The sequence below is a fragment of the Phytomonospora endophytica genome, from assembly GCF_014202425.1.
Taxonomy (GTDB): Bacteria; Actinomycetota; Actinomycetes; order Mycobacteriales; family Micromonosporaceae; genus Phytomonospora; species Phytomonospora endophytica.
This window is the reverse complement of sequence record NZ_JACHGT010000019.1, coordinates 32,754-58,859: the sequence shown is the minus strand read 5'-3', so window position 1 is coordinate 58,859 and position 26,106 is coordinate 32,754. Positions and strand designations below refer to the sequence as shown.

General features: G+C 70.9%; 30 protein-coding genes and 1 tRNA gene. 14 read left to right on the top strand and 17 right to left on the bottom strand.

Going from position 1 to position 26,106, the window contains the following annotated elements; genetic code table 11:
* Positions 1-30: 30 nt before the first annotated feature.
* A complete protein-coding gene (locus HNR73_RS33545) occupies positions 31-522 on the bottom strand; it encodes a GNAT family N-acetyltransferase (RefSeq protein ID WP_184791913.1) in 492 nt (163 codons plus the stop codon).
* A gap of 7 nt (positions 523-529) precedes the next feature.
* Positions 530-1,489: a prolyl aminopeptidase gene (gene pip / locus HNR73_RS33540; RefSeq protein WP_184791911.1), complete on the bottom strand. Its 960-nt coding sequence runs from the start codon at positions 1,487-1,489 to the stop codon at positions 530-532.
* Between the two features lie 41 nt (positions 1,490-1,530).
* On the opposite strand from pip, the gene HNR73_RS33535 reads away from it, so the two are divergent.
* A complete protein-coding gene (locus tag HNR73_RS33535) occupies positions 1,531-2,010 on the top strand; it encodes a MarR family winged helix-turn-helix transcriptional regulator (RefSeq protein ID WP_184791909.1) in 480 nt (159 codons plus the stop codon).
* Here the strand turns inward: HNR73_RS33535 and mshA are convergent.
* Positions 2,007-3,332 carry a D-inositol-3-phosphate glycosyltransferase gene (gene mshA, locus HNR73_RS33530; protein ID WP_184791907.1) on the bottom strand — a complete coding sequence of 442 codons (1,326 nt, stop codon included), beginning with the start codon at positions 3,330-3,332 and terminating at the stop codon, positions 2,007-2,009. The genes HNR73_RS33535 and mshA overlap by 4 nt on opposite strands.
* 145 nt (positions 3,333-3,477) lie before the next feature.
* On the opposite strand from mshA, the gene HNR73_RS33525 reads away from it, so the two are divergent.
* From HNR73_RS33525 to HNR73_RS33515, 3 genes are read left to right on the top strand one after another with little or no spacing between them, the layout of a single operon-like run.
* Positions 3,478-4,233, top strand: a complete 756-nt coding sequence (locus HNR73_RS33525; protein ID WP_184791905.1) for an SDR family NAD(P)-dependent oxidoreductase — start codon at positions 3,478-3,480, stop codon at positions 4,231-4,233.
* Entirely contained in the window at positions 4,233-4,997 is a 765-nt protein-coding gene (locus tag HNR73_RS33520; RefSeq protein WP_184791903.1) for a class I SAM-dependent methyltransferase, read from the top strand. The genes HNR73_RS33525 and HNR73_RS33520 overlap by 1 nt, the downstream gene beginning before the upstream one ends.
* 39 nt (positions 4,998-5,036) lie before the next feature.
* The gene (locus HNR73_RS33515; protein ID WP_184791901.1) at positions 5,037-5,243 is read left to right on the top strand and encodes a hypothetical protein; all 207 of its coding nucleotides are present in this window, start codon (positions 5,037-5,039) and stop codon (positions 5,241-5,243) included.
* A gap of 64 nt (positions 5,244-5,307) precedes the next feature.
* Here HNR73_RS33515 and HNR73_RS33510 read toward each other — a convergent pair.
* Both HNR73_RS33510 and HNR73_RS33505 read right to left on the bottom strand, forming a co-directional pair.
* Positions 5,308-5,381 (bottom strand) — tRNA-Phe (locus HNR73_RS33510).
* The gene (locus HNR73_RS33505) at positions 5,346-6,353 is read right to left on the bottom strand and encodes a DNA topoisomerase IB (RefSeq protein WP_184791898.1); all 1,008 of its coding nucleotides are present in this window, start codon (positions 6,351-6,353) and stop codon (positions 5,346-5,348) included. Before HNR73_RS33505 ends, HNR73_RS33510 begins: the two co-directional genes overlap by 36 nt.
* A 518-nt stretch (positions 6,354-6,871) precedes the next feature.
* On the opposite strand from HNR73_RS33505, the gene HNR73_RS33500 reads away from it, so the two are divergent.
* Entirely contained in the window at positions 6,872-7,348 is a 477-nt protein-coding gene (locus HNR73_RS33500) for a type III secretion system chaperone family protein (RefSeq protein WP_239122199.1), read from the top strand.
* Here the strand turns inward: HNR73_RS33500 and HNR73_RS33495 are convergent.
* The 3 genes from HNR73_RS33495 to HNR73_RS33485 are packed head-to-tail and all read right to left on the bottom strand — an operon-like array spanning position 7,345 to position 8,928.
* On the bottom strand, positions 7,345-7,863 hold the full coding sequence (locus HNR73_RS33495; protein ID WP_184791896.1) for a nucleoside/nucleotide kinase family protein: 519 nt from the start codon (positions 7,861-7,863) through the stop codon (positions 7,345-7,347). The genes HNR73_RS33500 and HNR73_RS33495 overlap by 4 nt on opposite strands.
* Positions 7,856-8,275 (bottom strand): GNAT family N-acetyltransferase, encoded by a 420-nt coding sequence (locus HNR73_RS33490; protein WP_184791894.1) that lies wholly within the window; start codon positions 8,273-8,275, stop codon positions 7,856-7,858. Before HNR73_RS33490 ends, HNR73_RS33495 begins: the two co-directional genes overlap by 8 nt.
* A gap of 11 nt (positions 8,276-8,286) precedes the next feature.
* Entirely contained in the window at positions 8,287-8,928 is a 642-nt protein-coding gene (locus HNR73_RS33485; protein ID WP_184791893.1) for a TetR/AcrR family transcriptional regulator, read from the bottom strand.
* Positions 8,929-9,024: 96 nt separating this feature from the next.
* Between HNR73_RS33485 and HNR73_RS33480 the strand changes: the two genes are divergently transcribed.
* From HNR73_RS33480 to HNR73_RS33470, 3 genes are all read left to right on the top strand, one after another.
* Positions 9,025-9,246, top strand: a complete 222-nt coding sequence (locus HNR73_RS33480) for a hypothetical protein (protein WP_184791891.1) — start codon at positions 9,025-9,027, stop codon at positions 9,244-9,246.
* A gap of 87 nt (positions 9,247-9,333) precedes the next feature.
* Entirely contained in the window at positions 9,334-10,248 is a 915-nt protein-coding gene (locus HNR73_RS33475; RefSeq protein ID WP_184791890.1) for a tetratricopeptide repeat protein, read from the top strand.
* A gap of 226 nt (positions 10,249-10,474) precedes the next feature.
* Positions 10,475-11,065, top strand: a complete 591-nt coding sequence (locus HNR73_RS33470; RefSeq protein WP_184791889.1) for a dihydrofolate reductase family protein — start codon at positions 10,475-10,477, stop codon at positions 11,063-11,065.
* A 15-nt stretch (positions 11,066-11,080) separates the two neighbouring features.
* Here HNR73_RS33470 and dnaE read toward each other — a convergent pair whose 3' ends face one another.
* A complete protein-coding gene (dnaE, locus tag HNR73_RS33465; protein WP_184791888.1) occupies positions 11,081-14,665 on the bottom strand; it encodes a DNA polymerase III subunit alpha in 3,585 nt (1,194 codons plus the stop codon).
* A 169-nt stretch (positions 14,666-14,834) separates the two neighbouring features.
* On the opposite strand from dnaE, the gene HNR73_RS33460 reads away from it, so the two are divergent.
* Positions 14,835-15,116, top strand: coding sequence for a DUF6458 family protein (locus HNR73_RS33460; RefSeq protein WP_184791887.1), 282 nt, complete (start codon positions 14,835-14,837; stop codon positions 15,114-15,116).
* Between the two features lie 24 nt (positions 15,117-15,140).
* On the opposite strand, the gene HNR73_RS33455 is transcribed toward HNR73_RS33460, so the two are convergent.
* The 3 genes from HNR73_RS33455 to HNR73_RS33445 form a co-directional block, all read right to left on the bottom strand.
* Positions 15,141-15,650: a hypothetical protein gene (locus HNR73_RS33455; protein ID WP_184791886.1), complete on the bottom strand. Its 510-nt coding sequence runs from the start codon at positions 15,648-15,650 to the stop codon at positions 15,141-15,143.
* Between the two features lie 55 nt (positions 15,651-15,705).
* Positions 15,706-16,572 carry a hypothetical protein gene (locus HNR73_RS33450; protein ID WP_184791885.1) on the bottom strand — a complete coding sequence of 289 codons (867 nt, stop codon included), beginning with the start codon at positions 16,570-16,572 and terminating at the stop codon, positions 15,706-15,708.
* A 66-nt stretch (positions 16,573-16,638) separates the two neighbouring features.
* Positions 16,639-17,229: a TetR/AcrR family transcriptional regulator gene (locus tag HNR73_RS33445; protein ID WP_184791884.1), complete on the bottom strand. Its 591-nt coding sequence runs from the start codon at positions 17,227-17,229 to the stop codon at positions 16,639-16,641.
* Between the two features lie 66 nt (positions 17,230-17,295).
* On the opposite strand from HNR73_RS33445, the gene HNR73_RS33440 reads away from it, so the two are divergent.
* Entirely contained in the window at positions 17,296-18,204 is a 909-nt protein-coding gene (locus HNR73_RS33440; RefSeq protein ID WP_184791883.1) for an NAD-dependent epimerase/dehydratase family protein, read from the top strand.
* A 6-nt stretch (positions 18,205-18,210) separates the two neighbouring features.
* Here HNR73_RS33440 and HNR73_RS33435 read toward each other — a convergent pair whose 3' ends face one another.
* From HNR73_RS33435 to HNR73_RS33415, 5 genes are all read right to left on the bottom strand, one after another.
* Positions 18,211-18,390: a hypothetical protein gene (locus HNR73_RS33435; protein ID WP_184791882.1), complete on the bottom strand. Its 180-nt coding sequence runs from the start codon at positions 18,388-18,390 to the stop codon at positions 18,211-18,213.
* Positions 18,391-18,547: 157 nt separating this feature from the next.
* Positions 18,548-18,943, bottom strand: coding sequence for a hypothetical protein (locus HNR73_RS33430; protein WP_184791880.1), 396 nt, complete (start codon positions 18,941-18,943; stop codon positions 18,548-18,550).
* Positions 18,944-19,040: 97 nt separating this feature from the next.
* Complete coding sequence (gene amrB, locus HNR73_RS33425; protein WP_184791878.1) at positions 19,041-19,820, bottom strand: AmmeMemoRadiSam system protein B; 780 nt, start codon at positions 19,818-19,820, stop codon at positions 19,041-19,043.
* Positions 19,820-21,016, bottom strand: coding sequence for an AmmeMemoRadiSam system radical SAM enzyme (gene amrS / locus HNR73_RS33420; protein WP_184791876.1), 1,197 nt, complete (start codon positions 21,014-21,016; stop codon positions 19,820-19,822). Before amrS ends, amrB begins: the two co-directional genes overlap by 1 nt.
* A 26-nt stretch (positions 21,017-21,042) precedes the next feature.
* Complete coding sequence (locus HNR73_RS33415) at positions 21,043-22,194, bottom strand: aminotransferase class I/II-fold pyridoxal phosphate-dependent enzyme (RefSeq protein WP_184791874.1); 1,152 nt, start codon at positions 22,192-22,194, stop codon at positions 21,043-21,045.
* Positions 22,195-22,328: 134 nt separating this feature from the next.
* Here HNR73_RS33415 and HNR73_RS33410 point away from each other — a divergent pair, with 134 nt between their 5' ends.
* The 4 genes from HNR73_RS33410 to HNR73_RS33395 all read left to right on the top strand — a co-directional run bounded on the left by HNR73_RS33410 (position 22,329) and on the right by HNR73_RS33395 (position 26,087).
* Complete coding sequence (locus tag HNR73_RS33410; protein WP_184791872.1) at positions 22,329-23,942, top strand: peptide chain release factor 3; 1,614 nt, start codon at positions 22,329-22,331, stop codon at positions 23,940-23,942.
* Positions 23,942-24,379 carry a GNAT family N-acetyltransferase gene (locus HNR73_RS33405; protein WP_203686428.1) on the top strand — a complete coding sequence of 146 codons (438 nt, stop codon included), beginning with the start codon at positions 23,942-23,944 and terminating at the stop codon, positions 24,377-24,379. The genes HNR73_RS33410 and HNR73_RS33405 overlap by 1 nt, the downstream gene beginning before the upstream one ends.
* 92 nt (positions 24,380-24,471) lie before the next feature.
* Positions 24,472-24,972, top strand: coding sequence for a SigE family RNA polymerase sigma factor (locus HNR73_RS33400; protein ID WP_184791870.1), 501 nt, complete (start codon positions 24,472-24,474; stop codon positions 24,970-24,972).
* Positions 24,972-26,087, top strand: a complete 1,116-nt coding sequence (locus tag HNR73_RS33395) for a TolB-like translocation protein (protein ID WP_184791868.1) — start codon at positions 24,972-24,974, stop codon at positions 26,085-26,087. The genes HNR73_RS33400 and HNR73_RS33395 overlap by 1 nt, the downstream gene beginning before the upstream one ends.
* Positions 26,088-26,106: the final 19 nt, after the last annotated feature.

Genomic DNA, 26,106 nt, shown 5'->3' with positions numbered 1-26,106 from the left:
ATGATCCTGCCAGGCGTGCGCCGGGCTCGGCTAGAGGACCTTGGCGAGCATGATGTTGTCGACGTAGGCGCCGTCGACGAGGAACTCGTCCTTCGAGCGCCCTTCCTCGAAGTAGCCGTGCTTGGCGTAGAGCCGCCGAGCGGGTTCGTTGGTGGAGAAGACGCCGAGGCTGATCTTGCGGGCGCCCTGGCGGCGGGCCTCGTCGGCGGAGGCTTCGAGGAGTTTCGAGGCGACGCCAAGGCCGCGCGCCTCGGGAACCACGGCGAGACCGTAGATCCCCTTGACGTGGGAGTTCTCGGCGACCGGGGTCTTGGGCATGAGCCGGGAGTACCCGACGACCTTGCCGTCGACCTCGGCGAGGACGTAGTTGGCGGGGGTGGTGCGCTCGTTGAAGGCGCTCTCCTTGGGCTCCCGCATGGACGGGAAACCCGAGCTGGAGTCCCAGGAGACGGCCTCGACGGCGAGGATGGCCTCGTCGTCGGCCTCGGTGGCGATGCGGGTGTTGATCGAGGGCTGGGTCATCGGAGAATCATGCCTCGCCGGCGGCGGCGAACCCATCGGTCGCCCGGACGACGCTGTCGATCGTCCCGGGGTAGGCGCCGTGTCCGGCGTCGTCGACAACGACCAGCTCCGCTCCCGGCCACGCCTCGGCGAGGTCGTGGGCGATGTCGAGCGGGCTGCTGAAGTCGAGGCGGCCGTGGATGAGCACCGCCGGGATCCCGCCGAGCTTCGCGGCACCGGCGAGGAGTTCGCCGTCGGCGTACCAGGCCGAGTGGCGCCAGTAGTGCGTGACGAGGCGGGCGAAGCGCAGTCGGAAGACGGGGTCGGCGTAGCGCGGGTCGGGTTCGTAGCCCGGCACGGTGGCGACGTGGGTGTCCTCCCAGGCGCACCAGTCGCGGGCTGCCTTGTCGCGGACGGCGGGGTCGGGGTCGTCGAGCAGCTCGGCGTAGGCGTCGATGATCCGCATGCCGCGCATGGACTCGGGGACACCGTCGCGCAGCCGGGTCCACTCGGCGGGGAAGACCCGGCGCATGTCCCCGGTGATCCAGTCGACCTCGCGGCGGGTCGTCGTCGTGACGCTGAACAGGACGACCTCGCTGACCGACTCCGGGTGCGCCTCGGTGTAGGCGACGCCGAGCGTGGCGCCCCACGACGCGCCCAGCACGAGCCACCGTTCGACGCCGAGGTGGTGGCGGAGGGCCTCGATGTCGGCGATGAGGTGGGCGGTGGTGTTGGCCGACAGGTCGGCGACGCCCGCGTCGGGCGTGCTGCGGCCGCAGCCGCGCTGGTCGAAGACCACGATGCGGTAGCGCTCGGGGTCGAAGTAGCGGCGCCAGTTCGGCGAGGCTCCGGAGCCGGGTCCGCCGTGCAGGACGACGGCGGGTTTCCCGTCGGGGTTCCCGCAGGTTTCCCAGTGGACTCGGTTGCCGTCGCCGACGTCGAGCATGCCGGACGCGTGGGGCTCGATGGGCGGGTAGCGCGTGGCCATGGCGGACCTCCAGAGATCTAACAGCGCTGTTACATTAGGCCATGGCCAAGACCCCCGAACGCGAGGCCGTCGGCACGCTCCTGCGGCACGTGCACGACCTCCTCGACGGCGACGTCGCCCGCGCCTACCCCGACCTGGGCCTCCCCGCCGGCTACCGCCCGCGCTACTCCCCGGTCATGCGCGCCCTCGCCGCCCACGGCCCCATGCCGATCCGCGACCTCGCCGAGGCCGTCGGCGTCACCCACTCCGCGGCGAGCCAGTCGGTCGCCCAGATGGCCCGCGACGGCCTGCTCGAACTGCGCCCGGGAACCGACGCGCGCCAGCGCGTCGCCCACCTCAGCGAGCACGGCGAAGGGCTGCTGCCCGCCGTGCACAGGGAATGGACGGCCGTCGCGACGGCGATGCGGGACCTCGACGAGGAACTGCCGGCACCGCTGGCCGAGGTGCTCCTGGCGGTACTGGAAGCGGTGGAGGGAAGGTCGCTGCGGGAGCGGATCGTGGGGGTGGCCCGCCGGACCTAAGCCCTCCGCAACCCCGCCCGCGCGTTCTGCGCGGCCCGCGCGTACAGCGTCTCCCGGTACGCGCACAGCAGCCCCGCCGCCGTCTTCGACCACGAGTACTTCTCCGCGTGCGTCCGCGCGCCCGACGCGAGCAGCTCGCGCAGCCCGTCCTCGCGCAGCAGGCGCCCCAGCACGCGCCCCCACTCACCGGCGCCGTGCCCGTTGATCAGCACGCCGCTGACCCCGTCGGCGACCGCGACCGGCAGACCGCCGACGGCCGCGGCGACGACCGGCGTCCCGCACGCCTGCGCCTCCAGCGCGACGAGGCCGAAGGTCTCGTTGAAGCTGGGCACGCACACGACGTCGGCGGCGCGGTAGATGTCGACGAGCGCGTCGCCCGACCGCGGCGGCAGGAAGTGCACGCGGCGGGCCAGGTCGAGGTGCACGGCGAGTTCGTGCAGCTCGTCGGGCCGCTGGAGCCCGGTCCCGGACAGCCCGCCGACGTAGAGGATGTGAAGCCGCTTGACGATCTCGGGATCGCGGGCGCGCAGCTCGGCGACGGCCCGCAACACCAGGTCGGGCGCCTTCAGCGGCTGGATGCGCCCGAGGAACGCCAGCACGTAGGCGTCGGGCGGCAGGCCCAGGGCACGGCGGGTCGCCGTCCCGTCCCCGGGTGTGAAGCGCGTGAGGTCGACACCGGGCGGCACGACGGAGATCTTGGCGGCCTCGGCGTCGTAGCGGGTGATGAGGTCCTCGGCCTCCGAGGGCGTGTTGACCACGAGCCGGTCGGCCTCCCCGACGACCTGCTCCTCCCCGACGACCCGCGACAGCGGCTCAGGGGTGTCGCCCTCGGCGAGCAGCGCGTTCTTCACCTTCGCCAGGGTGTGCGCGGTGTGCACCAGCGGCACGCCCCAGCGGTCCTTCGCCAGCCACCCGGCGTGCCCGGACAGCCAGTAGTGCGTGTGCAGGAGGTCGTAGTACCCGGGCGGCCTGGCCGCCTCGGCGCGCAGCACGCCCGCCGTGAACGCGCACAGCTGCGCGGGTAGGTCCTGCTTGAGCAGGCCCTCGTAGGGCCCCGCGGGGATGTGGCGGACGGTCACGCCCGGCGCGGCCATCACGCAGTCGGCGAGGTCGCTCGACGTCGCGCGCGTGAAGATCTCCACCGCGACGCCCGCCTCGGCGAGCCTCGCGGCCACCTGCAGGACGTAGACGTTCATGCCCCCGGCGTCGCCGGTGCCCGGCTGATCGAGGGGGGAGGTGTGCATCGACAGCATCGCCACTCGCCTCGGCGCCACCCTGTTCCTGCACAGGTGGGAAACACCGCGGCCACTACCGCGCTCCATCGCAGCTCCTGATCTTCTCGTGCGCCCGCCTTAGGGCCGGTCCAATAGTCATGCACCGAAGCGCCGAACGGCCGCCCGCGTGACGTCCGCCACAATGCGGCCCCGTGGCAGAGTGGGCGGCGACACCGATCAGGGGAGTACCCACATGAGCAGGCCCGTAGCCGTCGTGACCGGAGCTTCGAGCGGCATCGGCGCGGCGACCGCGCGCGCCCTGGCCGCCGACGGTTTCCACGTCGTCCTCGCGGCACGCCGCATGGAGCGGCTGACGGCATTGGCGGCCGAGGTCGACGGTACGCCCGTCGAGTGCGATGTGACGTCCCCCGAGAGCGTCGAGGCGCTCGCCGGGGCCCTCGACGGCCTCGATGTGCGCGTGCTGGTCAACAACGCCGGTGGCGCGTTCGGCGCCGACTACGTCGAGAACGCCGACATCGACGGGTGGCGCGCGATGTACGAGGTGAACGTCCTCGGTGCCGTGCGCGTGACGAAGGCGCTGCTCCCGGCGCTGGTGGCGTCGGGCGCGGGGACGGTGGTGTGGGTGTCGTCGACGGCCGGGCTGATCGTCTACGAGGGCGGCGGCGGGTACGCGGCCGCCAAGCACGCCGAGACCGCGGTGGCCGAGACGATGCGGCTGGAGTTGTCGGGCCGGCCGGTGCGGGTCATCGAGATCGACCCGGGGATGGTGAAGACCGACGAGTTCTCGCTCAACCGCTTCGGCGGCGACGCCGAGGCCGCCGACAAGGTGTACGAGGGCGTCGCCGAACCGTTGACGGCCGAGGACGTCGCCGACACGATCGCGTGGACGGTCTCCCGCCCGCATCACGTCAACGTCGACAGGCTGGTGCTGCGGCCGCTGGCGCAGGCGGCGCAGCACAAAGTACACAGAGTCCACCGCTCGAACTGATGTCCAAGCCGGTCGGCGAGGTCACCCGGGGAACGACGAACCCCAACCGGCTGCGCCGGATGGACCACTGGGTGGCGCGCCGGTACGGGCCGCTGCTGCGGGCGGCGGCCGATCCACTGGTCGTCGACCTCGGCTACGGCGGTGCGCCGGTGACGACGGTCGAGCTGTACCGGAGGCTGCGGCGGGCGCGCGGCGACGTGCGCGTCGTCGGGCTGGAGATCGAACCGGAGCGCGTCGCGCTGGGTGAAGCGGTGGCGTCGCCGCCGGGATTGACCTTCGCGCGCGGCGGCTTCGAGCTGGCGGGACTGCGGCCGGTGCTGGTGCGGGCGGCGAACGTGCTGCGGCAGTACCCGGAGGACGCCGTCGCCGGCGCCTGGGGACTGATGGGCGCGCGTGGCGCGGTCGTCGTCGACGGGACCTGCGACGAGCTCGGGCGCCTCGGCGCGTGGATCGCGGTGGAGGACGGCGAACCGGTGACGCTGACCTTGTCGGCGAGCCTCGCGCACCTGGAGAGGCCCGCGACGTTCGCCGAACGCCTGCCGAAGGCGCTGATCCACCGCAACACCCCCGGCGAGGGCGTCCACGCCCTCCTCGCCGCCCTCGACGACGCCTGGCGCGACGCGGCGGGCTCGTCGGTCTTCGGCCCCCGCGACCGCTGGCGACGCACCGTCGAGGCCGCGCGGGCGGGCGGCGTGCCGGTGCAGGAACCGCCGTCGCGGTGGAGGGACGGCGAGGTGACCGTGGCTTGGGGGGTGGTGGGGTGAGGGCTGCGGCGAAGCCGCCACTGTGGGAAGAATGCGGGGATGCCCATCGTCGCGTTCGCCCTCACCACCGACGGCGACCTCGCCTCGCCCTTGTGCCTGATCCTCTTCGCGCTGGTCGCCGTCGCGATCGGGGCCGGCAACCTGACCATGTCCCGCGAGAGTACGTCTCGCCTCATCGGAGGCATGGCCGCCGTGATCCTCGGCGTGGCCATGGTGATCTTCGCGGTCACGCATTGGTTCGCGTGACCCGGCCGGCGCTTCGCCCGCACGAAAAACCCCCTCCGGAAGCCCGGAGGGGGTTTGTTCCCGGTGGCCAGGGCCGGGGTCGAACCGGCGACCTCTCGCTTTTCAGGCGAGCGCTCGTACCAACTGAGCTACCTGGCCAGGAATCCTCGCTACTCTACCCCACGCCTCCCGGGGCCTCGAAGGGGATAACCGCGGCCCGTCGAGCAGCGCGCGGACCTCGGCGTCGCCCGCCCGCCGCGACACCGTGCGCCCCTCCTCGAAGGCCTCGATGACGCGTGGGTCGACGTAGGCGTCCCGCGCGACGGCGGGTGTGTTGCCCAGCTCGTCGGCGACGGCCCGCATGACCGACGCCTCGGTCGCGTCGGTGTCGGCGAACGCGCGGGCGGCGGTCACGGTCGCGTGCCAGGTGCGCAGGTCCTTGACGGTGTACTCGTCGCCGACGAGGTCCTTGAAGCGTTCGTTGACGTCGGCGGCGCGGACGTCGTGCCAGCCCTCGTCGTCGCGGTAGGCGAGGAAGCGCTCGCCGGGCGAGCGCCGCATGGCGCGGACGACGTCGCCGAGCCTCGCGTCGTCGACCACCACCTCCCGCTCGACGCCGCTCTTCGCGGGGTAGCGGAAGGTGAGCCGGTCGCCCAGCATGCGCACGTGCCCGCGCAGGAGCGTCGCCAGTCCGTAGCTGCCGTTGTCCTCGGTGTACTCCTCGCCGCCGCTGCGGAAGACACCGAGGTCGACGATCCGCAGCGCGGCGGCCAGGATCCGGCGCCGGGTGGCGCCCCGCCCGCGCAGGTCGCGGGTCACGGCCGCGCGGAAGGCGGGCAGGCGCTCCGACAGGTCGCGCACCCGCTGGTGCTTCTCCTCGTCGCGGTCCCGACGCCAGTCCTCGTGGTACAGGTACTGGCGGCGGCCCGCCGCGTCGTAGCCGACGGCCTGAATGTGTCCGGCGGGATCGGCGCAGATCCAGACGCGTCGCCACGCCGGCGGAATCACCAGCGCGTCGATGCGCGCGAGGTCGGCGTCACCGACCGCCGCACCATCGGCGCCGACATAGCTGAAGCCACGCCCCCGCCGACGCCGGCGGATGCCCGGACTCCTGGGATCGACACGTCGCATGCAGGGGGTTTACCCAGCCGCGTCGCGCACCAACCGGGGTGGAAACGCGTGGAATCGGCAGCGCTCGCGCCCACTGTTCGGTCCACGCGAGAACGGCCCCGTGGACAACCCGCCGGTCGTGGACAGCCGATACAGGCGGCCCCCAGCCGCCGCCACCGGCTCCTCCCCCGCCCCGAACGCCGGGTACCCCCGGTGCCGGGACATCCGGAACGGCACGAAACCGGCCGGCGTCGGCGCTCCTCCGGCCGCGACCGCACCGGCGGTCACGGCCGGGCGGGCGAGCCCGCCTCGGGTCGCGCCTTCCTGTCCCGGCGACGTCCACATTGGTCAAACCCACGCGGACGTCGAGGACGGCACGTCCACGCCTCGCGCCGATCCGGCGAAGGCATCCGCCCCACCGATAGAGCCTCGGCCACGACCCGCCCGAACCGCCGCGCCGTACCGTCCAGCACTGGGCGAGCCCCCGACTTCCCGCATCCTGCCGGACACGGCGGCCCGGCCTGTGCTGTGATGTCGGAGTGACCGATGCGCTGGAGCGGATACTCACCGAGCTTGAGGTCGACTGGGCCCCGGCCGGGCCGTCGTCGTACGCGGTGACCCTCCCGGGCACCCACAAACTCAGCACGACCTGTCTGCTGCACGTCGAGGACCACGCGCTGCGCGTGGAGGCCTTCGTGATCCGGCGGCCCGATGAGAACACCGCCGCCTTCCACGCCGATCTGTTGCGCCGCAACGCTCGTATGTACGCCGTGGCGTTCACCGTGGACGGTCATGGCGACGTGTGGCTGATGGGCCGCGTGCCACTGTCGGCGATCACGGCCGAGGAGGTCGACAGGATCCTGGGCAGCGTGCTGACCTACGCCGACGAGTCCTTCGATCCCTTGCTGGAACTGGGTTTCGCCGAGTCGATTCGCCGCGAGTGGCGGTGGCGGCTGTCGCGCGGGGAGTCGACGCGCAACCTCGCCGCCTTCGAACACCTCAGGCCCGCCGACTAGCTCCAGCCCGTCGCCGCGACGATCTCGCGCGCGATCTCGGTGACGGTACGGCCGTCGGTGGCGACCCTGATCGTCCCTTGTGGAACGTTTTCGTCGAGATACCGCGCCATGAAGGAACTTCGCTTGATGTGCGACTCCAGTTCACTGCCGATCTCGCGGCCGCCGAGCCGGGCGGCGACGGTCGCGTCCCCCGCGGTCAGCATCACCGGCGTGAGCCTCGCCGAGCCGCCGAGGGCACGCTCGAACATGTCGGGCTCCAGGACGCTGGCGGTGTTGGTGTAGACCAGCCGGGCGCAACCGGTTCGCGCGAAGTTCGCCCACATCGCGGTGAGGTTCGTCTCGGTGATGCGCGAACGGTTCGGGTCGTCGGCCGGCGGCGGCACGATGTTGCCGACGGTGTCGCCTTCCACGTAGGCGTGGACGATCCCGGCCGCGCCCAGGAGCGCCGACACCTCCCAGCCCACAGTGGACTTACCCGAACCCGAGCGGCCCCCGATCAGCAGCGCCTCAGGCATCCGCGCCCGTTTCCTTCGCGCGGTGGGCGATCCGCTGCCCGGTGAAGGCGAAACCCGTGGTCTCGTAGAAGTCGACCAGGTCCGGCCCACAGAACAGGGAGACCACGTCGATCCCGGCCAGCTCCGCGTTGAGCGCGTCCATGAGCCGCCGCCCGATCCCTTGTCCTCGAAGGGATTCGGCGACGACGACGTCTTCGACGTAAGCACGGCACACGCCGTCGGAGACCGCGCGGGCGAAGCCGACGAGCTCACCGTCGGCGTTCCACGCGCCGACAGCCGGGCAGACGGCCAGGATCTTCTCGACATGCGCGGCCGTCCGCTCCGGCCACCACCCCGCCTCGGCGTACAGCGCGAGGACACCCTCGGGCGGGATGGGGCGGTCCGCAGCGGGCAGTACCTGAACAAGGCTCATGAGGGTCGAGCCTAAGCCGAGCGCACCAGGTAGTCGCCGAGACCCACTTCGGCCAGGACGAAGGCGGCGTCGGCGAGGCGCCCGACGGTCTCGGCGATCACCGGCGGCTCCTCGCCGAGCAGGGTGCGGCGTTTGACCTCGCCGAACAGGACCCGGAGGACCCCGGCGAGCTGCGAGGCGGCGACGCGCGGACCGAGGTCGTGCTCGCCGGCACCGGTCTCGGCGGCGAGGGCCTCGGCGAGGGCGTTCTCGCGCAGGTCGTGGAACTCCCGGAGGCGGGCCGACAGGGCCGGGCTCCCCGCGACCATCTGCCCGAACTCGCGGCCGGTGAAGCCGATCACCGGATCGTGCGCGGCGAGCCGCGCGTGGAAGTCGCGCCGGAGCGCGGCGATCGCCGACTCGCCGGGCGCGCGGTCGCGCACCGCCGTGGCGAGTCCTTCGGTGAAGGCCTCCTGCATGTCGAAGACCAGGTCTTCCTTGCGCGGGAAGTAGTTGGTGACGGTCATCTTCGCCACGCGCGCGGCCGCCGCGACCTCGGCGATGGTGACGCGCTCGAAGCCGCGCGCGAGGAAGAGGCGGGTGGCGATGTCGGAGATCGCCTGACGCGTCTCGCGCTTACGGAGTTCACGCAGGCCGGGGGACTGTTCGGTCATGCCCGCCATCCTCTCATAGGTCCGACCCAAATTTATGCTTGACATCTTCTTAGGTCGATACTAACTTTATGCCCATCACAACTTCCTGGAGGAAAAGTGCTCAACATCGAGGTCCTCGACTTCACCGCCACCACGGCGCACCCGGCCACCACCAACGAGATGGAGATCCTGATGCGAAAGACCGCGAACAACATCCGCACGACCGAACACAAGGCCGAGCGGAACGCCGCGACGCGAGAGGCGCGCACCAAGACCGCACGCAAGTCGGCGCTCAACGCACGGCAGTACGACTTCCGACGAGGCGGCTACCGGCGTTAGGCCGGTGAGAACGTGCGTGGGATGAGGACGGGACCGCCGGGGACGGCGGTCCCGTCCGTGTTGGGCGGGGTCGACTACCCTCCCGGCATGCCCGACGATCTCCGCCACGCCGGTGAGCTCCTGTACGACATCCGCACGGCCGCCGCGACCGGTTCACTGGCGTCGAAGAGCGGTGAAGTCGAGAGCCTCGCGGCCTTCTACGCGCGGACACCCGACGACGCGACCGCGGCCGTCGGGCTGACCCTGCTCGCGATGGCGCGCCTGTCGGCCCATGTGGAGCACGACCTGGGTGAGCCGTTCCAGGCGGCGTCCAGCCGGTACGAGACGCTCCCCGCGCCCGACGACGAGCACGCCCGCGCCCTCGCCGCCGAGGTCGTCGCCCACGCCACCCACGCCCGCGGTCTCGATCCGAACGACAACCTCAGCGCGTTCGAACAGGGCCTCGCCCACGAACTGCGGGGTGAACGCGCCCAGGCCGCCGACGCCTACCGGACGGCCGTGCGCCTGGACCCATACGACCACCCGGCCGTCGCGCGGCTGGAGACCCTCACCGGCGAGGAGGCCGAGCGGCCGGACGAAGACCCGCCCTGCACCCACGCCGGTGCCTTCTACGTGCTCGAACTGGTCGCGACCGCCCCCGAAGGCGGCGACCAGGAACGGGTGGTGCTCGTGTCGACGGACGCGGCCGCCGTCCGCGCCGAAGCCGACGCGCTCTTCGCCACCGGCCGCCACACGTACGAGACCCTCGACTACGCCATCGAGACCCACCAGCCGGGCGAGGACTCGGAATCCGACTTCCTGCTGATGGCCCTCGACGACGCCGCCGACGGCCACCCGACGCTCACCTGGGACGACATCGACATGCCGCCACTCCGGGAGCCGCTGCTGCCACCGGGCCGCGCCGTCCGGGAGAACGGCGAGGTGCTCTTCTTCGGCCGGCACGTCGGCGAGGTGGCGGAGAAGGAGGAGTTCGACGACATGGACGACGCGTTCGAGGATTAGGCGACATCGCGCGGCAGGCCGACACGGTCGCGCTTCCCGCGGACGCTTGGCTCCTCGTGGGCGGCACGCGTTCGCGGTCCTCGCAGAACATGAACGGCCCCGCACGCCCACCTCCCCCGCGCCCACCCCGACCACCCCCGGCGACATTGACCCCGCCGACCATGTCGAAATCCCCGCGCCCGCTCCGACCAACGGGTACACCCGAACAGAACCCGAGGAGCACGCAATGTCGCGCATCATCGCATCCATGTCCATGTCCCTCGACGGCTTCATCGCCGGTCCCGAGCACCGCATCGACGAGGTCTTCTCCTGGCACCACAGCGGTGACGAAGTCATTCCCGTCACCATCGGCGACCAGCCCTACGAGTTCAAGGTCGGGCCGGTCAACGCCGAGTACATCCGCCGGACCTGGGGCGAGTGCGGCGCGATCCTTTGCGGGCGCGCGCTTTTCGACATGACGGGCGGCTGGGGCGGCCGGCATCCGGTGGACCGGCCGATCGTCTGCTACAGCCGCGGCGTCCCCGAAGGCTGGGAGGACCGCGATGAGGTCGTCTTCGCCGACACCATCGAGGAGGCGGCCGCCGTGGCGAAGAAGCTGGCCGGCGACGGGTTCGTCGGCACGTCCGGCACGCGGACGGTCGCGAATCTCCTGAACGCGGGCCTGCTCGACGGCATCGAGGTCAACCTCGTCCCCTACCTCCTCGGCAAGGGCCACCGCTTCTTCGACGGCCTCTCCACGACGCCGATCGCCCTCGACGGCCCGGAGGTCATCGAGGGCGAGGGGGTCACGCACCTGCGGTACACGGTGCGCAAGTAGCCAGGCCAGGGGGCGCTACTCCAGCGCCCCCGCCCCCAGCAATGCCTTGATGTCGGCCGACAGGGCCGTCGACGGGTTGACGTTCCAGTTGGGCGACAACCGATACAGCTTCGGCGACGGACCGGCGCCGGTCAGCCGCACCCGCACCTCGGCGTCGCCGCGGTGCGTCGACAGCGTCTCCTTCAGTTTCCCGACAAGGCCTTCGGTCACCGTCTGGGCCCGCAGCGACAACGTCACCGGCCCGGCGACGCCGTCCTTGTCCGGAGTGGACACGTCGAGGATCTTCAGGTCCTGCGCGATCAGCTGCGGGGTGCCCTCGCGCTTGTCCAGCTTCGCCTTCACGCAGCACACCAGGTCCTCGGCGAGGTAGTCGCCGATGGCCTCGTAGGTCGCCGGGAAGAACCGCACCTCGATCCCGCCCTCAAGGTCCTCAATGGACGCCGACGCCCACAGCTTCCCCTGCTTCGTCACCCGCTTGGCGACACTGGTCAGGATCCCGGCGACGGTGACCATGGCACCGTCGGGCATGTCGTCGCTGAACAGGGCGGCGATCGGCTTGTCGGAGTTGGCGCTCAGGTGCCTCTCATACCCGACCAGCGGGTGCGAGGACACGTACAGCCCGAGCATCTCGCGCTCGAAGGTCAGCAGGTCCCGCTTGTCCCACTCATGCTCGGGAACCGTCAGGTCGACGCCCAATGTGGACGACGACTCCTCGGCGGCGAACATGTCCCCGAAGAGGTCGAACTGCCCGCGCGCCTCCTCCTTCTTGATCGACATCATCGCGTCGATCGCCTGCTCGTGCACCTCGGCGAGGCCGCGGCGGCTGTGGTCGAGCGAGTCGAAGGCGCCCGCCTTGATCAGCGACTCGACGGCGCGCTTGTTGCACACCACGGCGTCCACTTTGGACAGGAAGTCCTGGAAGGACTCGTAGGGCTGCTTCTCCTTGCGGCACTTGACGATCGAGGCCACGACGTTCTCACCGACGTTGCGGATCGCGCCCATGCCGAAGCGGATGTCGGAACCGACGGCGGCGAAGGATCCCAGCGAGTCGTTCACGTCGGGCGGCAGGACCTTGATGCCCATCTTGCGGCACTCCGACAGGTACACCGCCATCTTGTCCTTGGAGTCGCCGACCGAGGTCAGCAGGCCCGACATGTACTCGGCCGGGTAGTTGGCCTTCATGTAGGCCGTCCAGTACGAGATCATCGCGTAGGCGACGGCGTGCGACTTGTTGAACGCGTACCCGGCGAAGGGCAGGATCGTGTCCCACAAGGTCTTGATGGCCTCGTTGGAGTAACCGCCGGCCGGGGCCTCGGGGTCCTTCTCCGCCGTCATGGCCCGCATACCGGCGTGGAAGCGCTCGTACTCCTTCTCCAGCACGTCGAGCTTCTTCTTACCCATGGCCTTACGCAGAACGTCGGCCTGCCCGGCGGTGAAGCCGGCCGCCTTCTGCGCGATCTTCATGATCTGTTCCTGGTAGACGATCAGACCGTAAGTCGGCTCCAGGATCTCCCGCAGCGGCTCGGCGAGCTCCGGGTGGATCGGTTTGACGTCCTGCCTTCCGTTCTTGCGGTCGGCGTAGTCGTTGTGCGCGTTCATCGCCATCGGACCGGGGCGGTACAGCGCGCCGACGGCCGAGACGTCGGCGAATTCGGTGGGCTGCATGCGGCGCAGCAGTTCGCGCATGGCCGCGCCGTCCAGCTGGAAGACGCCGAGGGTGTCGCCTCGCTGGAGGAGTTCGTAGGTCTTGGGGTCGTCGATGGGGAGCGCGTCGAGGTCGACGTCGACGCCCCGGTTGACCTTCACCAGGTCGATCGCGTCACCGAGGACGGTGAGGTTGCGAAGGCCCAGGAAGTCCATCTTCAGCAGGCCGATGTCCTCACAGGACGGATAGTCGAAGCCGGTGATGATGGAGCCGTCCTGCGGCCGCGCCCACACCGGGATCACGTTCATGACGGGATCCTTCGACAGGATGACCGCGCAGGCGTGCACGCCGGGCTGGCGGATCAGGCCTTCGAGCCCGCGGGCGGTGTCGAAGATCTTCTTGACGTTGGGGTCGGTGTCCAAAAGGGACCGGACCTCGGTCGCCTCCTTGTAGCGGGGGTCGGAGTCGTCGACGATCCCCTTGAGGCTGATGTCCTTGCCCAGCACGGGAGGCGGCATCGCCTTCGAGATCTTGTCGGCCATGCCGAATCCGGCGGGGCCGTAGAGGATCCGGGCGGCGTCCTTCAGGGCCGCCTTGGCCTTGATGGTGCCGAAGGTGATGACCTGGGCGACCTTGTCGGCGCCGTACTTGTTGGTGGCGTAGACGATCATCTCGCCGCGGCGGCGGTCGTCGAAGTCGATGTCGATGTCGGGCATCGAGACGCGCTCGGGGTTGAGGAAGCGCTCGAAGAGCAGGGTGTGCTCGATCGGGTCGACGTTGGTGATGCCGAGGGCGTACGCGACAAGGGATCCGGCGGCCGAACCACGACCCGGGCCGACCCGGATGCCGACCGAGCGCGCGTGCTTGCACAGGTCGGCGACGACGAGGAAGTACGCGGGGAAGCCCTGCTGGTTGATGACGCTGAGCTCGAACTCGGCCCGTTCAACGTAACCGTCGGGGATCCCGGCCGGGAACCTCCACCGGAGACCTTCGAGAACGTCGTGGTGGAGCCAGGTCTCCTCGGTGTGGCCGTCGGGGACCTCGAAGATCGGCATCCGGTCGGCGTGGCCGAAGGCGGAGTCGTAGGACTCGACGCGTTCGGCGATCAGCAGCGAGGAGTCGCAGGCGCCGGGCAGCTCGTCGTCGAACATCGCGCGCATCTCGGCGGCCGACTTGAGGTAGTAGCCGTCCCCGTCGAACTTGAAGCGCTTCGGGTCGTCGAGGGTCTTGCCGGACTGCACGCACAGGAGGGCCTCGTGCGCGCCGGCCTGGTCCTGGGTGACGTAGTGGGAGTCGTTGGTGGCCAGCCAGGGCAGGCTCAGCTGGTCGGCGATCTTCTTGAGGCCCTCGCGGACGCGGTTCTCGATGTCGAGGCCGTGGTCCATGACCTCGCAGAAGAAGTTCTCGGCGCCGAAGATGTCGCGGTAGTCGGCGGCGGCCTGGAGCGCCTCGTCGAACTGGCCGAGCCGCAGCCGGGTCTGCACTTCGCCGGACGGGCAGCCGGTGGTGGCGATGATGCCCTCGGCGTGCGTCGAGATGAGATCGCGGTCCATGCGCGGCTTGTAGTAGTAGCCCTCGATGCTGGCCTTCGACGACAGCGCGAAGAGGTTGTGCAGGCCGGTCGCGTTGCGCGCGAGCATCGTCATGTGGGTGTAGGCGCCGTTACCGGACAGGTCGTCGGAGCGCTGGCTCGGGTCGCCCCAGTAGACCGGTTTCTTGTGGAAGCGGTCGTGGGGGGCGACGTAGGCCTCGATACCGATGATGGGCTTGACGCCCGCCGACTGGGCCTGCTTGTAGAAGCCGTAGGCGCCGAACATGTTGCCGTGGTCGGTCATCCCGATCGCCGGCATCTCCAGGCGTCCGGCCTCGGCGAACAGGGGCTTGAGCTGGGCGGCGCCGTCGAGCATCGAGTACTCGGTGTGGACGTGCAGGTGGACAAAGGATCTATCCGACACCGGCGATCAACTCCTTGCGCGACGGGACTGGTTCGGGGCGGCCCACCCACCCTAAACCGCTCCGGCCGATCCCCGCCCGGCGATCGGCGGCGCCGCGCCGCCACGCTCGGTATGGCTTTCTCAAGCGCGTTCGGAGTAGCCTGTGGACACCGACGCTGAGGGGTGGCAAATGGGAATCGGCGGCAGCATCTTCCTGCTGGTACTCGGGGCGATCCTCACTTTCGCCGTCAAATCGAGTCCGGACTGGATCGACCTCCAGATCACCGGTGTGATCCTCATGATCGCCGCGGCGGTGGGAATCATCATCACGTTGAGCTTCTGGAAGTCGAAGAAGAGCGCCGAGGGGCAGGCCGCCCAGGACATCCGCCGGACGAACGCCGCCCGCCGCGAGGCCCGCCGGGCCGAACCGCAGCAGGCGACCCCGGAGCAGCGCAAGCCGCAGCAGGGCTGAGCCCCGCCGCGGCCCCACCGCGGATCAGGCGACGGTCGGTCGCCGCCTCCCGAGCCACAGCGCGCCGAAGCCGAGCGCGACGAGCCCGGCACCGGTGAACCCGGTCCCCCAGACGGGCGTCCCGGTGTTCGGCATGCCCTGCGGCGAACCGTCGATGCGGATGTCGGCGACGTTGTCGCGCGTCTCGTGGTCGAAGGCGGGCACCGGCTTGAGGTCCTCGTCGAGCCCGGCGACGACGCGGCCGCGCGCGGCCAGGTCGATCGTCGCGACCTCGACCTCGATCGCGAAGGACGCCGTCGCGCCGACCCCGATGGTCTCCCGCAGCCGGCAGCCGTCGCCCCCACGCGGCAGGACGTCGCCGGGGCCGGTCTCGTGCCCGCAGAACTGCGGCAGCGACGTGACCTCGACGCCCTCGGGCATCCCGAACCACAGAATGCCGCGAGCGAGCTCCCACCCGGGCAGGCCCGGCATGGCGGCGGGACCGTCGTTGCGGACCGAGACGGTGAGCGTCTGACGGCCCTTCTCCGCCTTCACGACGGCCTCCACGGCCACGAGGTCGGGAAGGTTGGTGCCGGTGACCTCGATCGGCTCACCCGTCCACGCCTCGACGCCGTCGAACTGGAGGCGGGCCGGATCCGGCGCGGTCGGCCCGGAAGAATGGCTTGAGCGGCGGGTTTCCCGCGCCGGTGGCGTAGGAGTCGGCGCGGATGCGGTAGTTCAACGTCAGCGACCGGTGCTCGCCCGGCGTGAGGGTGACCGGGAAGGCGCACACCGTCTCGACGCGGTACTCGCTCGCGTCGGTCACGCAGTTGGAGTGGCCGGGAGCGGCCGGGGCGGCGCCGTCGGCCGACAGGCGCAACCGTGGATTGTGGACGGTCGCGTCGCCGGTGTTGGTGACGCCGACGGCCAGCTCGACGACGTCGCCGGGTGCTCCGGCGACCGCCGGGGGCTCGTCGAGGGTCAGCGCGGTCTCGTCGCCGACGGTCAGCGCGCGCGTCACGGTGGCGGGCTTCAGCCCGTCGGCCGCGATGGTGACGACGAGTTCGCCGGTGCCGTTGACGGCGGGGTCGGCGGTGATGAGGAGCTGCGGCTGCCAGGCGCTCCACGACCTCGGCGGCCAGGACTCGTAGTGGAGGTCGCCGACCACGCAGGTCCAGACGAAGCCGTCGTGGTCGCAGACGTCCGGGCCTTCGCCCTGAAGATCGCCGAGGGTGAACCCGGCGAGCCCGTCGACGCCGGACGCGTCGACGGTGAAGGTGAAGCCGGTCGTGACACCCTCGCTCCGGTAGCCGGTCAGACTCCAGAGGATGTCGTGGGAGGTCGTCCCGGAGGCGGCCGAGACCCTGATCGGGTCCTCGGCGAGGCCGAGCCTGGCGTCATCGAGGTCACCGGCGAAGGCGGGGGCGGCGGGCAGGAGGATCGCGCAGGCCGCGGCGAGTCGGGCGGCGCGTTTCATGACCGTGGCACGCCGGGGCGGGCGGACCGGTTTCGGGCGCGCGGGTGAACGTTCGGGAACGCGTGCTCAGACCTTCAGGCCGCGCACCATCGAGGCGATCGCACGCTCCCAGTGGGCACCGGCCTCGTCGGGGGGACCGAGGGCGCCGCGCAGTTCGAGGCCGCTCAGGCCGTGGACGAGGGCGTTGAGCTGGACGGCCACGTCGTAGGGGTTTCCTGTCAGCACGCCCGCGTCGACACAGCGGGCGGCCGCGGCGACGAGGGCGTCGAAGGTCGGCCGTATGCGGGCGCCGGTCTCGGCGTCGGGGGTGAACTCGGGGACGGGCCGGCCGAACATGAGCTCGTAGAGGTGGGGGTTGGCCAGGGCGCTGGCGCGATAGGCGGTGCCGAGGGCGAGGAGGTCGGCGAGGGGGTCGCCGGTGCGGGGGACGGCGTCGAAGGCCTCGGCGAGGCGCTCGAAGCCGGCGAGGAACATCTCGCGGACGAGGCCGCCCTTGTCGCCGAAGAGACTGTAGACCGCGGTCGTCGAGACGCCGACCTGCTGCGCGACCCGTCGCGTGCTCAGCGCCGACGGGCCTTCTTCGGCGAGCAGGCGGCCGCCGGCGTCGACGAGATCGCGGCGGAGTTCGGCGTAGTCACGATTTCTGGGCCTCGGCATGTTGCCAATCGTATCGTAACGTGGTTACATAACAGCGTCACAAAACTTCAGGCAGGGAGAAACGTCATGTCCGACCTTCACGTCGTCCTCGGCGCCACCGGCGCGATCGGCAAGGCCGTCGTCGCAGAACTCACCGCCCGCGGGCACGAGGTGCGCGCCGTGAGCCGCCACGGTTCCTTCGCCGCCGACGTCACCACGACCGAGGGCGCCGTCGCGGCCTGCGCGGGCGCGTCGGTCGTCTACCAGTGCGCGCAGCCGCCCTACGCGCGCTGGGCGGCGGAGTTTCCCGCCTTCACCCGGACCGTGCTGGCCGGGGTCGAGGCCGCCGGCGCGAAACTCGTCATGGCCGACAACCTCTACGTCTACGGGCCCGTCGACGGTCCCCTGACCGAGGACATGCCGCACGTCGCCGACTTCCCGAAAGGCCGCGCCCGCGTCGAGGTCGACGCGCTCCTGCTCGCCGCCCACCGCGAAGGCCGCGTCCGCGCGACCATGGGCCGCGCCTCCGACTACTACGGCCCCGGCGGCCTCAACACCACCATCGGCCCGACGGTCTTCGCCGCCGCCCTCGCCGGAAAGACCGCCCGCTGGGTCGGCGACCTCGACAAGCCCCACACCGTTTCCTACCTGCCCGACGTCGCGGCTGGTCTGGTCACCCTCGGCGAGCGCGACGACGCCGACGGGCGGGCGTGGCACCTGCCGGCGGGCGAGCCGGTGACGGGACGGGAGTTCCTGGACCTCGTCTGGGCGGCCGTAGGCGGGAAACCCAGGATCGCCGGACTCGGCCGCGGGATGCAGCGGGTGCTGGGGCTGTTCAATCCCGTGGTGAAGGAGCTGGGGGAGACCTGGTACCAGCGGGATCGGGCGTTCATCGCCGACGACTCGGCGTTCCGGAAGGCGTTCGGGCCGGTGCGGGTGACGTCGCACGCCGATGGGGTGGCGGCGACGCTGGAGTGGTTTCGGGCGAACGGGTAGGTGCGCTCAGAGCTTGTCGAGATGGCGCTGGAGTGCCGCGATCGGCGCTCGGGACGCGGGCAGGTTCGGATTGGGGATCACCTCCCGCATGGAACGGACCTGCTCCAGGTACATGGCACGGTCGTCGCCGCGGATTTCGGACCGCTCCAGCCCGTCGAGGATGCGGTGGATCAGAGGCAGGGCCACCGCGGCCGACGCGTCGGCGCCCTGGTCTGGACCGCCGTGGGCGGGAAACCCCGCATCGCGGGGCCGGGGCGGGGGACGCAGCGGGTGCTGGACCTGTTCAACCCGGAAGGCGGCCCGGAGCCCGCGCCACGTTCCCCGGACGCGGGCTCCAGGGCTGCTACTCGGCGATCGACTCCGTGGCGCACTTGACCGGACTGGTGTCCGTGTAGCCGTCGACGAGGCAGATGCGCATGTAGTACCTCACGCCGCCCTTGACGTCGTAGCTGAAGCGGGTGGTGCTGTTGTTGCCGTTGCCGTTGTACGAGGACTTGAGGACGACGAAGTCCTCGTTGTACAACGTTCCACGCACTCCGTGGCCGTCGGCCATGAGGTCTTTGACCTCGAACGAGTCACCGTCGTCGATGTGCCCGATCTGGCCGCCGGCGGAGTTGCTGCCCACCCCGTAGACGATGAGGTAGTCGTTGGCGGCCTGCGCGGTTCCGCCGGCGCCGAAGACGGCGAGACCGGTCGCGGCGGCGGTGATCAGGCTGGCTGCGAGACGTCGTTTCAGCACGTGGGGGTCCTCCTGGTGTGGTTCGGATGTCCGCCACAAGCTAGCCGCGTGCTTCCGTTTCGTCCTTGAGCGAACCTTTAGTCGTTCTGGCGCGCTTTCAGGCCGCGTCGATCGCGAACGCCGGGTACCCCACCACCCGCTCGGGGTTGCCGAAGGTGTCGGCCGAGGTCCGCAGGTCCAGCTGGCGCGGCTTGTACCCCTTCCGCGCGGCCCACACGAGCAGTCCGCGCAGGCCGAAGATGCCGCAGGCGTCGCCGCGTTTGATCAGCGCGGGGTCCAGTGCGACGACGGCGGCGGCGGTGCGCCGGTCGAGTTCGCGGGCGACGTCGTCGGGGTGGTAGTGCGAGAAGTCGGTGCTGCACAGGACAAGGGTGCGGGGGTCGTCGGCGACGGCGGCGTCGATGACGTCGGCGACGTCCTCGGCCCTGGCCGCGCCGACGGCGACGGGCGTGACGCGGACCTTGCCCAGAACCTCCTGGAGGAACGGGATCTGGACCTCGATGGAGTGCTCGCGTTCGTGGGGCGCGGCGTCGGCGGGCAGGCCGGGGGCGTCGACGGTGTGGACGTCGCCGAGCGGGGTTTCCCACATGCCCGACGGCGAACCGGCGCAGCCGTCGAACGGCACGAAGTGCGAGGGCCCGAGGATCACGACGCGGTCGACGCGGTCGGCGAAGCGTTCGAGACGGGCGTACACGTGCGCGGCGACGGGCCCGGAGAAGCGGTAACCGGCGTGCGGGACGACGTAGGCGGGCGCGAAGGGCTCGTCGGCGGGCACCTGGATCTTGTCGAGCATGCGGCGGATCATGGTGCGCAGCTGGACGGCGTCGCCGGGGTAGAAGCGGCCCGCGACCGCCGCCGGCCGCGCTTCGGGTCGCATCACTTCCGGTCTCCTCGTGGTGTCAGGGTCAGCATCGGCCGCCGGTCGTGTTTCCCGTGTTTCCCGGGCTTCTCGACCAGCGTGACCGGGCGGCGCTTGGCGCCCCAGTCGCCGGCCGGGCCGTCGAAGACCCCGGCGATCGCGTGGCCGCAGTGCCCGCACGCGCCGGTGTCGGTGAGGTCGTAGCGGTTGAGGACGTGCCAGTCGCGCTCGACGACAGGTTTCCCGCAGCCCGGGCAGCTCGTCGTCTGCCCTTCGGGGTCGTGCACGTTCCCCGTGTACACGTAACGCAGCCCGTGGTCGAGGGCGATCCCGCGGGCCCGGCGCAGCGTCTCGGGCGGGGTGCGTGGGATGTCGCGCATCTTGAAGTCGGGGTGAAAGGCCGAGAAGTGCAACGGGACGTCGGGCCCGAGGTGCTCGGCGAACCAGGCGCACTCGGCGGCGATCTCGGCGTCGGAGTCGTTGTGCCCGGGGATCAGCAGGGTCGTGACCTCCAGCCAGACGGAGGTCTCCTCGTGCAGGTAGCGCAGGGTTTCCTGCACCGACCCGAGCTTGGCGAAGGTGACCTTCTCGTAGAACTGCTCGCTGAAGGCCTTCAGGTCGATGTTGGCGGCGTCCATGTGCGCGTAGAAGTCGGCGCGCGGCTCGGCGTTGATGTAACCGGCGCTGACCGCGATCGACTTGATGCCACGAGCGCGGCAGGCGTCGGCGACGTCGGAGGCGTACTCCAGGAAGATCGTCGGATCGTTGTAGGTGAACGCGACCGAGCGGCAGCCGAGCCGGGCGGCGGCCTCGGCGAGCGCGTCGGGCGAGGCCGACGCCCCCAGGGTGTCGATCTCACGGGACTTGGAGATGTCCCAGTTCTGGCAGAAGCGACAGGCGAGGTTGCATCCGGCGGTCCCGAAGGACAGCACGGGCGTGCCGGGCAGGAAGTGGTTGAGCGGTTTCTTCTCGACGGGGTCGACGCAGAACCCCGAGGAGCGGCCGTAGGAGGCGAGGACGATGCGGTCGTCGGCGCGTCCGCGCACGAAGCACAGGCCACGCTGGCCTTCACGCAGTTTGCAGGCGCGGGGGCACACGTCGCACTGGATACGGCCGTCGTCGAGGGCGTGCCAGTAGGTCGTGTCGACGGTGAAGGGGTCGTCGCGGCTGAGGGCGTCCGCCGGGACGGGTGCGGCCTGAGCTGGTTCGGGCATCGGGTTCCGCCTCCTCGGACTCCACGCTATGTCGGGTCGGCGGGCCGCGCAAGGCGGCGGTCCAGCCACGCCGCCCACAGGTCGAGGGCCTCCTGCGGGCCGTGGCGGCCGACGCCGACGCGGAAGCGGTCGCCGGGGACGGGCGTGAGTTCGGAGCGGTAGATGCTCGCGGGCAGCAGCAGGACGCCCTCCTCTTCGACGAGGCTCCGGCACATCTCCTCAACGCCGTCTTCGCCGAGGTAGCGGGGGTAGGCGACGCATCCGCCCTGCGGCGGCGACCACGCGAAGAGGTCCGGGAAACGGGCGAAGAAGGCGTCGAAGGAGGGCAGGTTGGCGGCGATGATCGCGCGGTTGCGGGTGAGGATGCGCTCCCCGGCGCGCAGGGCCATCAGGGCGAGGACCTCGCTGGGCGCGGAGTTGCAGATGGACGTGTAGTGCTTGGCGCGTTCGAGGCGGCCGAGGAGCTCGCGGTCACGGCAGGCGATCCAGCCGATGCGCAGGCCGGGCAGGCCGTAGGCCTTCGACATGACGTTGAGGGACACGGCGGAGTCCGACAGTTCGGCGGCCTGCGGCAGGGGCGGCCGGTCGCGTTCGAGGCCGCGGTAGACCTCGTCGCTGAACAGGCGGATCCCGCGCTCGTCGCACAGGGCGACCAGCGCGCGCCAGGCGTCGGGGTCGGGGACGGCGCCGGTCGGGTTGTTGGGGAAGTTGACCGACACCAGCCGCGTGTTCGGCCGCAGCGCCTTCGCGATCGCGTCGACGTCGAGCGCCCACCCGTCCTCGGGCCGCAGCGCGACACCGGTGACCTCGGCGATCGACAGCGGAATCGTCTCGGCGGCCTGGTAGTTCGGGGTGAGCACGACGGCGTGGTCGCCGGCGTCGAGGAGGACGTGCATGGCCAGGTAGATGGCCTCTTCGGCACCGGCGAAGCAGAGCACGTCGGCGGCGTCGAGCCCGTCGTAGGTGGCCGCGATCGCCGACCGCAGCTCGGGCATCCCGTAGGTCTCGGTGTACCCGAGGGTCAGGCCCTCCCAGCGGGCGCGCGAGTCGTCGTCGGCGAGGTCGAGGAGTTCGGCGAGGGACATCGTCTGCGCGTCGGAGGCCGTCAGGTGATGGCGGGCGGCGAACTCCCAGCGCGAGAAGAAGGTCTCCAGCCGGAAGTCGGGGAGGGTCGGCATGGTCACCAAGGTATCGGCGGCGACGTGCCGCACGCCACGGCGCCCGGCGGAGGCGCGCGGATATGATCGAAGGTCGGGTCCGGGGGGCCGAGCACCCGTGAAGTAGCAGTGAACAGCAATGAATGAGGTAGAACATGTCGGGCCAGGGGTCCGCGGTGGCGCGTGAGGCGTCGAGTCGGCGCACGTTCGCGGTGATCAGCCACCCCGACGCGGGTAAATCCACCATCACCGAGGCGCTCGCCCTGCACGGGCAGGCGATCGGTGAGGCGGGCGCCGTGCACGGCAAGGGCGGCCGCAAGGGCGTGGTGTCCGACTGGATGGCCATGGAGAAGCAGCGCGGGATCTCGATCACGTCGGCCGCCCTCCAGTTCACCTACGCCGACTGCGTCGTCAACCTCCTCGACACACCGGGCCACGCCGACTTCTCCGAGGACACCTACCGTGTGCTGACCGCCGTGGACTGCGCGGTCATGCTCATCGACGCCGCCAAGGGCCTCGAACCGCAGACGCTGAAACTCTTCGAGGTGTGCCGTCACCGGCGCATCCCGGTCATCACCTTCATCAACAAGTGGGACCGTCCCGGCCGCGCGGCCCTGGAACTCCTCGACGAGATCGAGGAACGCATCGGCCTCAAGTGCACCCCGCTGACCTGGCCGGTCGGGCCGGGCGGGAAGTTCGCCGGCGTCATCGACCGCCGTGGCGACGACGCCGCCGAAGCCAACGACATGGTGCACTTCGAGCGCACCCCCGGTGGCACGCGCGAGGCGATCCAGACGCGCCTGACCGCCGACAAGGCCGCCGCTCGGTTCGGCGAGGACTACGCCACCGCCGTCGAAGAGGTCCAGCTCCTCACCGAGATCGGCGCCACGCACGACCAGAAGCTCTTCGAGGCGGCCGTGACCACGCCCGTGCTGTTCGGCGCGGCCGTGGCCAACTTCGGTGTCGCGCAGCTCCTCGACGTGCTCATCGAGCACGCGCCCGCGCCCGCCGCGCGCGAGGACGCCGAGGGCGAGCCGCGGCCCGTCGAGTCGCCGTTCTCGGGTTTCGTCTTCAAGATCCAGGCGAACATGAACAAGGCCCACCGCGACCAGGTCGCGTTCGTGCGGGTCTGCTCGGGCCGTTTCGAGCGCGGCATGGTCGTCACGCACGCCGAGTCGGGCCGCCCCTTCGCGACGAAGTACGCGCAGTCGCTGTTCGGGGCCTCCCGCGACACCCTCGACGAGGCCTTCCCCGGCGACGTGATCGGCCTGGTCAACGCCACCGCCCTGGGCATCGGCGACACGCTGTACGTCGACCGGAAGGTCGTCTTCCCGCCCCTGCCGTCCTTCGCGCCGGAGCACTTCGCGACGATCCGCACCGACGACACCTCGAAGGCCAAACGCTTCCGCCGCGGCATCGCCCAGCTCGACGCCGAAGGCGTCGTGCAGGTCCTGTACTCCGACCGCCGCGGCGACGCCACGCCCGTGCTCGCCGCCGTCGGAACCATGCAGTTCGAGGTCGCCACGCACCGGCTCACCGAGGAGTTCGGCGTCCCCACGACGCTCGACCACCTGCCCTACGAGCTGGCCCGCCGCACCGACACCGACAGCGCCGAGAAGATGAAGCGCGCGCCGGGCACCGAGACCTTCGTGCGGGCGCGCGACGGGGTCGTGCTGGCCGCGTTCCTCAACAAGTGGCGCATGCAGACGGTGAAGACCGACTACCCGGGCATCACGCTCGAACCGCTCCTCGCCGACGCGGACGCGTAGTGGGCGCCGTCGTCCAGCGCATCCCGGCCGGGCGGACCCACGCGGCGTTCCGGGCGATGCGCGAGCTCCGGCCGGCGCTGACGACGGCCGAGGACTTCGGCGCGCTCGTCGACGGTGAGCTGCGGCCGGGCGGCTACCTGCTCGCGGGCGTGTTCACCGATGACACGCCCGACGCGGTGGCCGTCGCCGGCTACCGGTACACACGGTCCCTGGCGGCGGGCGCGCACCTGTACGTCGACGACCTGGTCAGCCTCCCCGAGGTGCGCGGCCGGGGCCACGCGCGGGAACTGCTGGCGTGGCTCGTCGAGGAGGCGAAGACGCACGGGTGCGCGCAACTGCACCTGGACTCGGGGACGCACCGGCATGGGGCGCACGGGTTCTACTTCGCCAACGGCCTCCACGTCTCCGCCTTCCATTTCATGCGCGAGCTGGGCTGACGGCCTTCGTTCTTCGGTCCCCCCGGGTGTCAACCGTCCGCGCCCGATCCGGCGTCTAGGAGGCAACACCCAGCCCACGGGGGGAGACACAGATGCCCGCTCACGCCGCCGAGTTCACCGAATTCGCGCGCGTCCACACTCCCGCGCTACTGCGGTCGGCATACCTGCTCACCGGCGACCAGCACCTCGCCGAGGACCTCGTCCAGGTCGCGTTGTCGCGCACACACCGCTCCTGGCAGCGCATCGACGGGAACGCCTCCGCCTACACGCGCAGGATCATGTACCACCTTCAGGTTTCCTGGTGGCGCAAGAAGAGGGTGCGGGAGCAGTTCTCCGACGAACCCACCCGCCGTGCCGCGACCGAGGAGACCGACGTCGCTTTACGACTCACCGTCCGCGACGCCCTCCTGAGCCTTAGCCCGAAGCAGCGCGCGGTCGTCGTGCTGCGCTTCTTCGAGGACCGCAGCGTCGCCGAGGCCGCCGCGATCCTCGGCTGCTCGCCCGGGACGGTCAAGACACAGACCTCCCGCGCCCTCGGCCACCTGCGCTCGGCACTGCCCGAACTCACCGAACTCGTGGAAGGGGGCCGGTGATGTCGACCGAACGTCTTTCGAACATCCTGCGGGAGATCGCCGACGAAGCACGGCCGGTGCCTCTGGCGGAGGCGGCGATGGCCAGGACCCGGCGGGTACAGGTGCGTCGCACGGCCGTGGCCGCGTTCGCCGCGGTCGTCGTACTGGCGGCCGGGATCATCGGGACGGTGAACGTCTGGGGCGGCGGGAAAGGCGCGCCCGACCCGGCGGCCTCGCGGTCCTCGACGGTGCCGAGCCCGTCGGAGTCCGAGGAGACTCCCGACGGCATCGTGCCCACGGAGTACGACGGCACCTTCTACTACCTCGAATCCTTCGCGGGAGGCGCGAGGTTGCTGTCGTGGCGCCCGGCGAGCAGACCGGAGGTCGTCCTCACCGGGAACTCGCTGATACTGGTCACCGCGAATGTCTCCCCCGACGGGAGGTGGCTGAGCTGGATCGACGAGCGGAACAAGCTCATGCTGCGCGACCTGGCCACCGGGACGCAGCGGGAGCTCATGGACTACGACCCTGACGACGTCCTCTGCCGCGAGCCGACCTGGTCGATCACCTCCCACCAGCTGCTCGTCGCCTCCCCGGAGGCGCGGCTGGGAATCTTCGACATCACCACCGACACCTTCACCTCGCTCGGCTTCGACGTGGACGGCTGCCATCCGCGGCCGGCCGAGAGGCCCGGGGGCGGCAGCGCCGTCGAGCTGCACGTGACCTACTTCGACATGGCCGAGCAGACCGTCGTCGAGGTCGACGCCGACGGCGACCCGGTCGCCGAGACACCGTTCGAGGTGCCCGGCCGCGGTGTCACGGACATGCCGACGGGCGGAGGCGACGGGGAGTACTACTGCTTCCAGACGGGCGAGGCCGGAGGTCCGGGCGGCGACGCCGCGCGGGGGAACGGGTGCGACACGGTCGGCGAACCCGGGGATCCCGGGCGGGTCACCCGTGATCCCGGCGCGGGAAAACTCCTTCAGGTGTCCGCCGGGATGGCCCGCAAGGAGGTGGACGGGGTCCGGATCCTGACCCCGCACATCTTCGCCGGGGAGCTGGAGTCCGGCGAGTTCGTCGAGGAGGCTCCCGACCTCGCCGAGGCGTGGCTGATCGCGTTCGTCCCCGCGGACTGACGCCGACGGGACCGCTCCG

What these genes read in the sequence shown, in the direction of transcription:
- HNR73_RS33545 (WP_184791913.1), bottom strand. Translation starts at nt 522, where the DNA reads ATGACCCAGCCCTCGATCAACACCCGCATCGCCACCGAGGCCGACGAC.
- pip (WP_184791911.1), bottom strand. Translation starts at nt 1,489, where the DNA reads ATGGCCACGCGCTACCCGCCCATCGAGCCCCACGCGTCCGGCATGCTC.
- HNR73_RS33535 (WP_184791909.1), top strand. Translation starts at nt 1,531, where the DNA reads ATGGCCAAGACCCCCGAACGCGAGGCCGTCGGCACGCTCCTGCGGCAC.
- mshA (WP_184791907.1), bottom strand. Translation starts at nt 3,332, where the DNA reads ATGGAGCGCGGTAGTGGCCGCGGTGTTTCCCACCTGTGCAGGAACAGG.
- HNR73_RS33525 (WP_184791905.1), top strand. Translation starts at nt 3,478, where the DNA reads ATGAGCAGGCCCGTAGCCGTCGTGACCGGAGCTTCGAGCGGCATCGGC.
- HNR73_RS33520 (WP_184791903.1), top strand. Translation starts at nt 4,233, where the DNA reads ATGTCCAAGCCGGTCGGCGAGGTCACCCGGGGAACGACGAACCCCAAC.
- HNR73_RS33515 (WP_184791901.1), top strand. Translation starts at nt 5,037, where the DNA reads ATGCCCATCGTCGCGTTCGCCCTCACCACCGACGGCGACCTCGCCTCG.
- HNR73_RS33505 (WP_184791898.1), bottom strand. Translation starts at nt 6,353, where the DNA reads ATGCGACGTGTCGATCCCAGGAGTCCGGGCATCCGCCGGCGTCGGCGG.
- HNR73_RS33495 (WP_184791896.1), bottom strand. Translation starts at nt 7,863, where the DNA reads ATGCCTGAGGCGCTGCTGATCGGGGGCCGCTCGGGTTCGGGTAAGTCC.
- HNR73_RS33490 (WP_184791894.1), bottom strand. Translation starts at nt 8,275, where the DNA reads ATGAGCCTTGTTCAGGTACTGCCCGCTGCGGACCGCCCCATCCCGCCC.
- HNR73_RS33485 (WP_184791893.1), bottom strand. Translation starts at nt 8,928, where the DNA reads ATGACCGAACAGTCCCCCGGCCTGCGTGAACTCCGTAAGCGCGAGACG.
- HNR73_RS33475 (WP_184791890.1), top strand. Translation starts at nt 9,334, where the DNA reads ATGCCCGACGATCTCCGCCACGCCGGTGAGCTCCTGTACGACATCCGC.
- HNR73_RS33470 (WP_184791889.1), top strand. Translation starts at nt 10,475, where the DNA reads ATGTCGCGCATCATCGCATCCATGTCCATGTCCCTCGACGGCTTCATC.
- HNR73_RS33460 (WP_184791887.1), top strand. Translation starts at nt 14,835, where the DNA reads ATGGGAATCGGCGGCAGCATCTTCCTGCTGGTACTCGGGGCGATCCTC.
- HNR73_RS33450 (WP_184791885.1), bottom strand. Translation starts at nt 16,572, where the DNA reads ATGAAACGCGCCGCCCGACTCGCCGCGGCCTGCGCGATCCTCCTGCCC.
- HNR73_RS33445 (WP_184791884.1), bottom strand. Translation starts at nt 17,229, where the DNA reads ATGCCGAGGCCCAGAAATCGTGACTACGCCGAACTCCGCCGCGATCTC.
- HNR73_RS33440 (WP_184791883.1), top strand. Translation starts at nt 17,296, where the DNA reads ATGTCCGACCTTCACGTCGTCCTCGGCGCCACCGGCGCGATCGGCAAG.
- amrB (WP_184791878.1), bottom strand. Translation starts at nt 19,820, where the DNA reads ATGCGACCCGAAGCGCGGCCGGCGGCGGTCGCGGGCCGCTTCTACCCC.
- amrS (WP_184791876.1), bottom strand. Translation starts at nt 21,016, where the DNA reads ATGCCCGAACCAGCTCAGGCCGCACCCGTCCCGGCGGACGCCCTCAGC.
- HNR73_RS33415 (WP_184791874.1), bottom strand. Translation starts at nt 22,194, where the DNA reads ATGCCGACCCTCCCCGACTTCCGGCTGGAGACCTTCTTCTCGCGCTGG.
- HNR73_RS33410 (WP_184791872.1), top strand. Translation starts at nt 22,329, where the DNA reads ATGTCGGGCCAGGGGTCCGCGGTGGCGCGTGAGGCGTCGAGTCGGCGC.
- HNR73_RS33400 (WP_184791870.1), top strand. Translation starts at nt 24,472, where the DNA reads ATGCCCGCTCACGCCGCCGAGTTCACCGAATTCGCGCGCGTCCACACT.
- HNR73_RS33395 (WP_184791868.1), top strand. Translation starts at nt 24,972, where the DNA reads ATGTCGACCGAACGTCTTTCGAACATCCTGCGGGAGATCGCCGACGAA.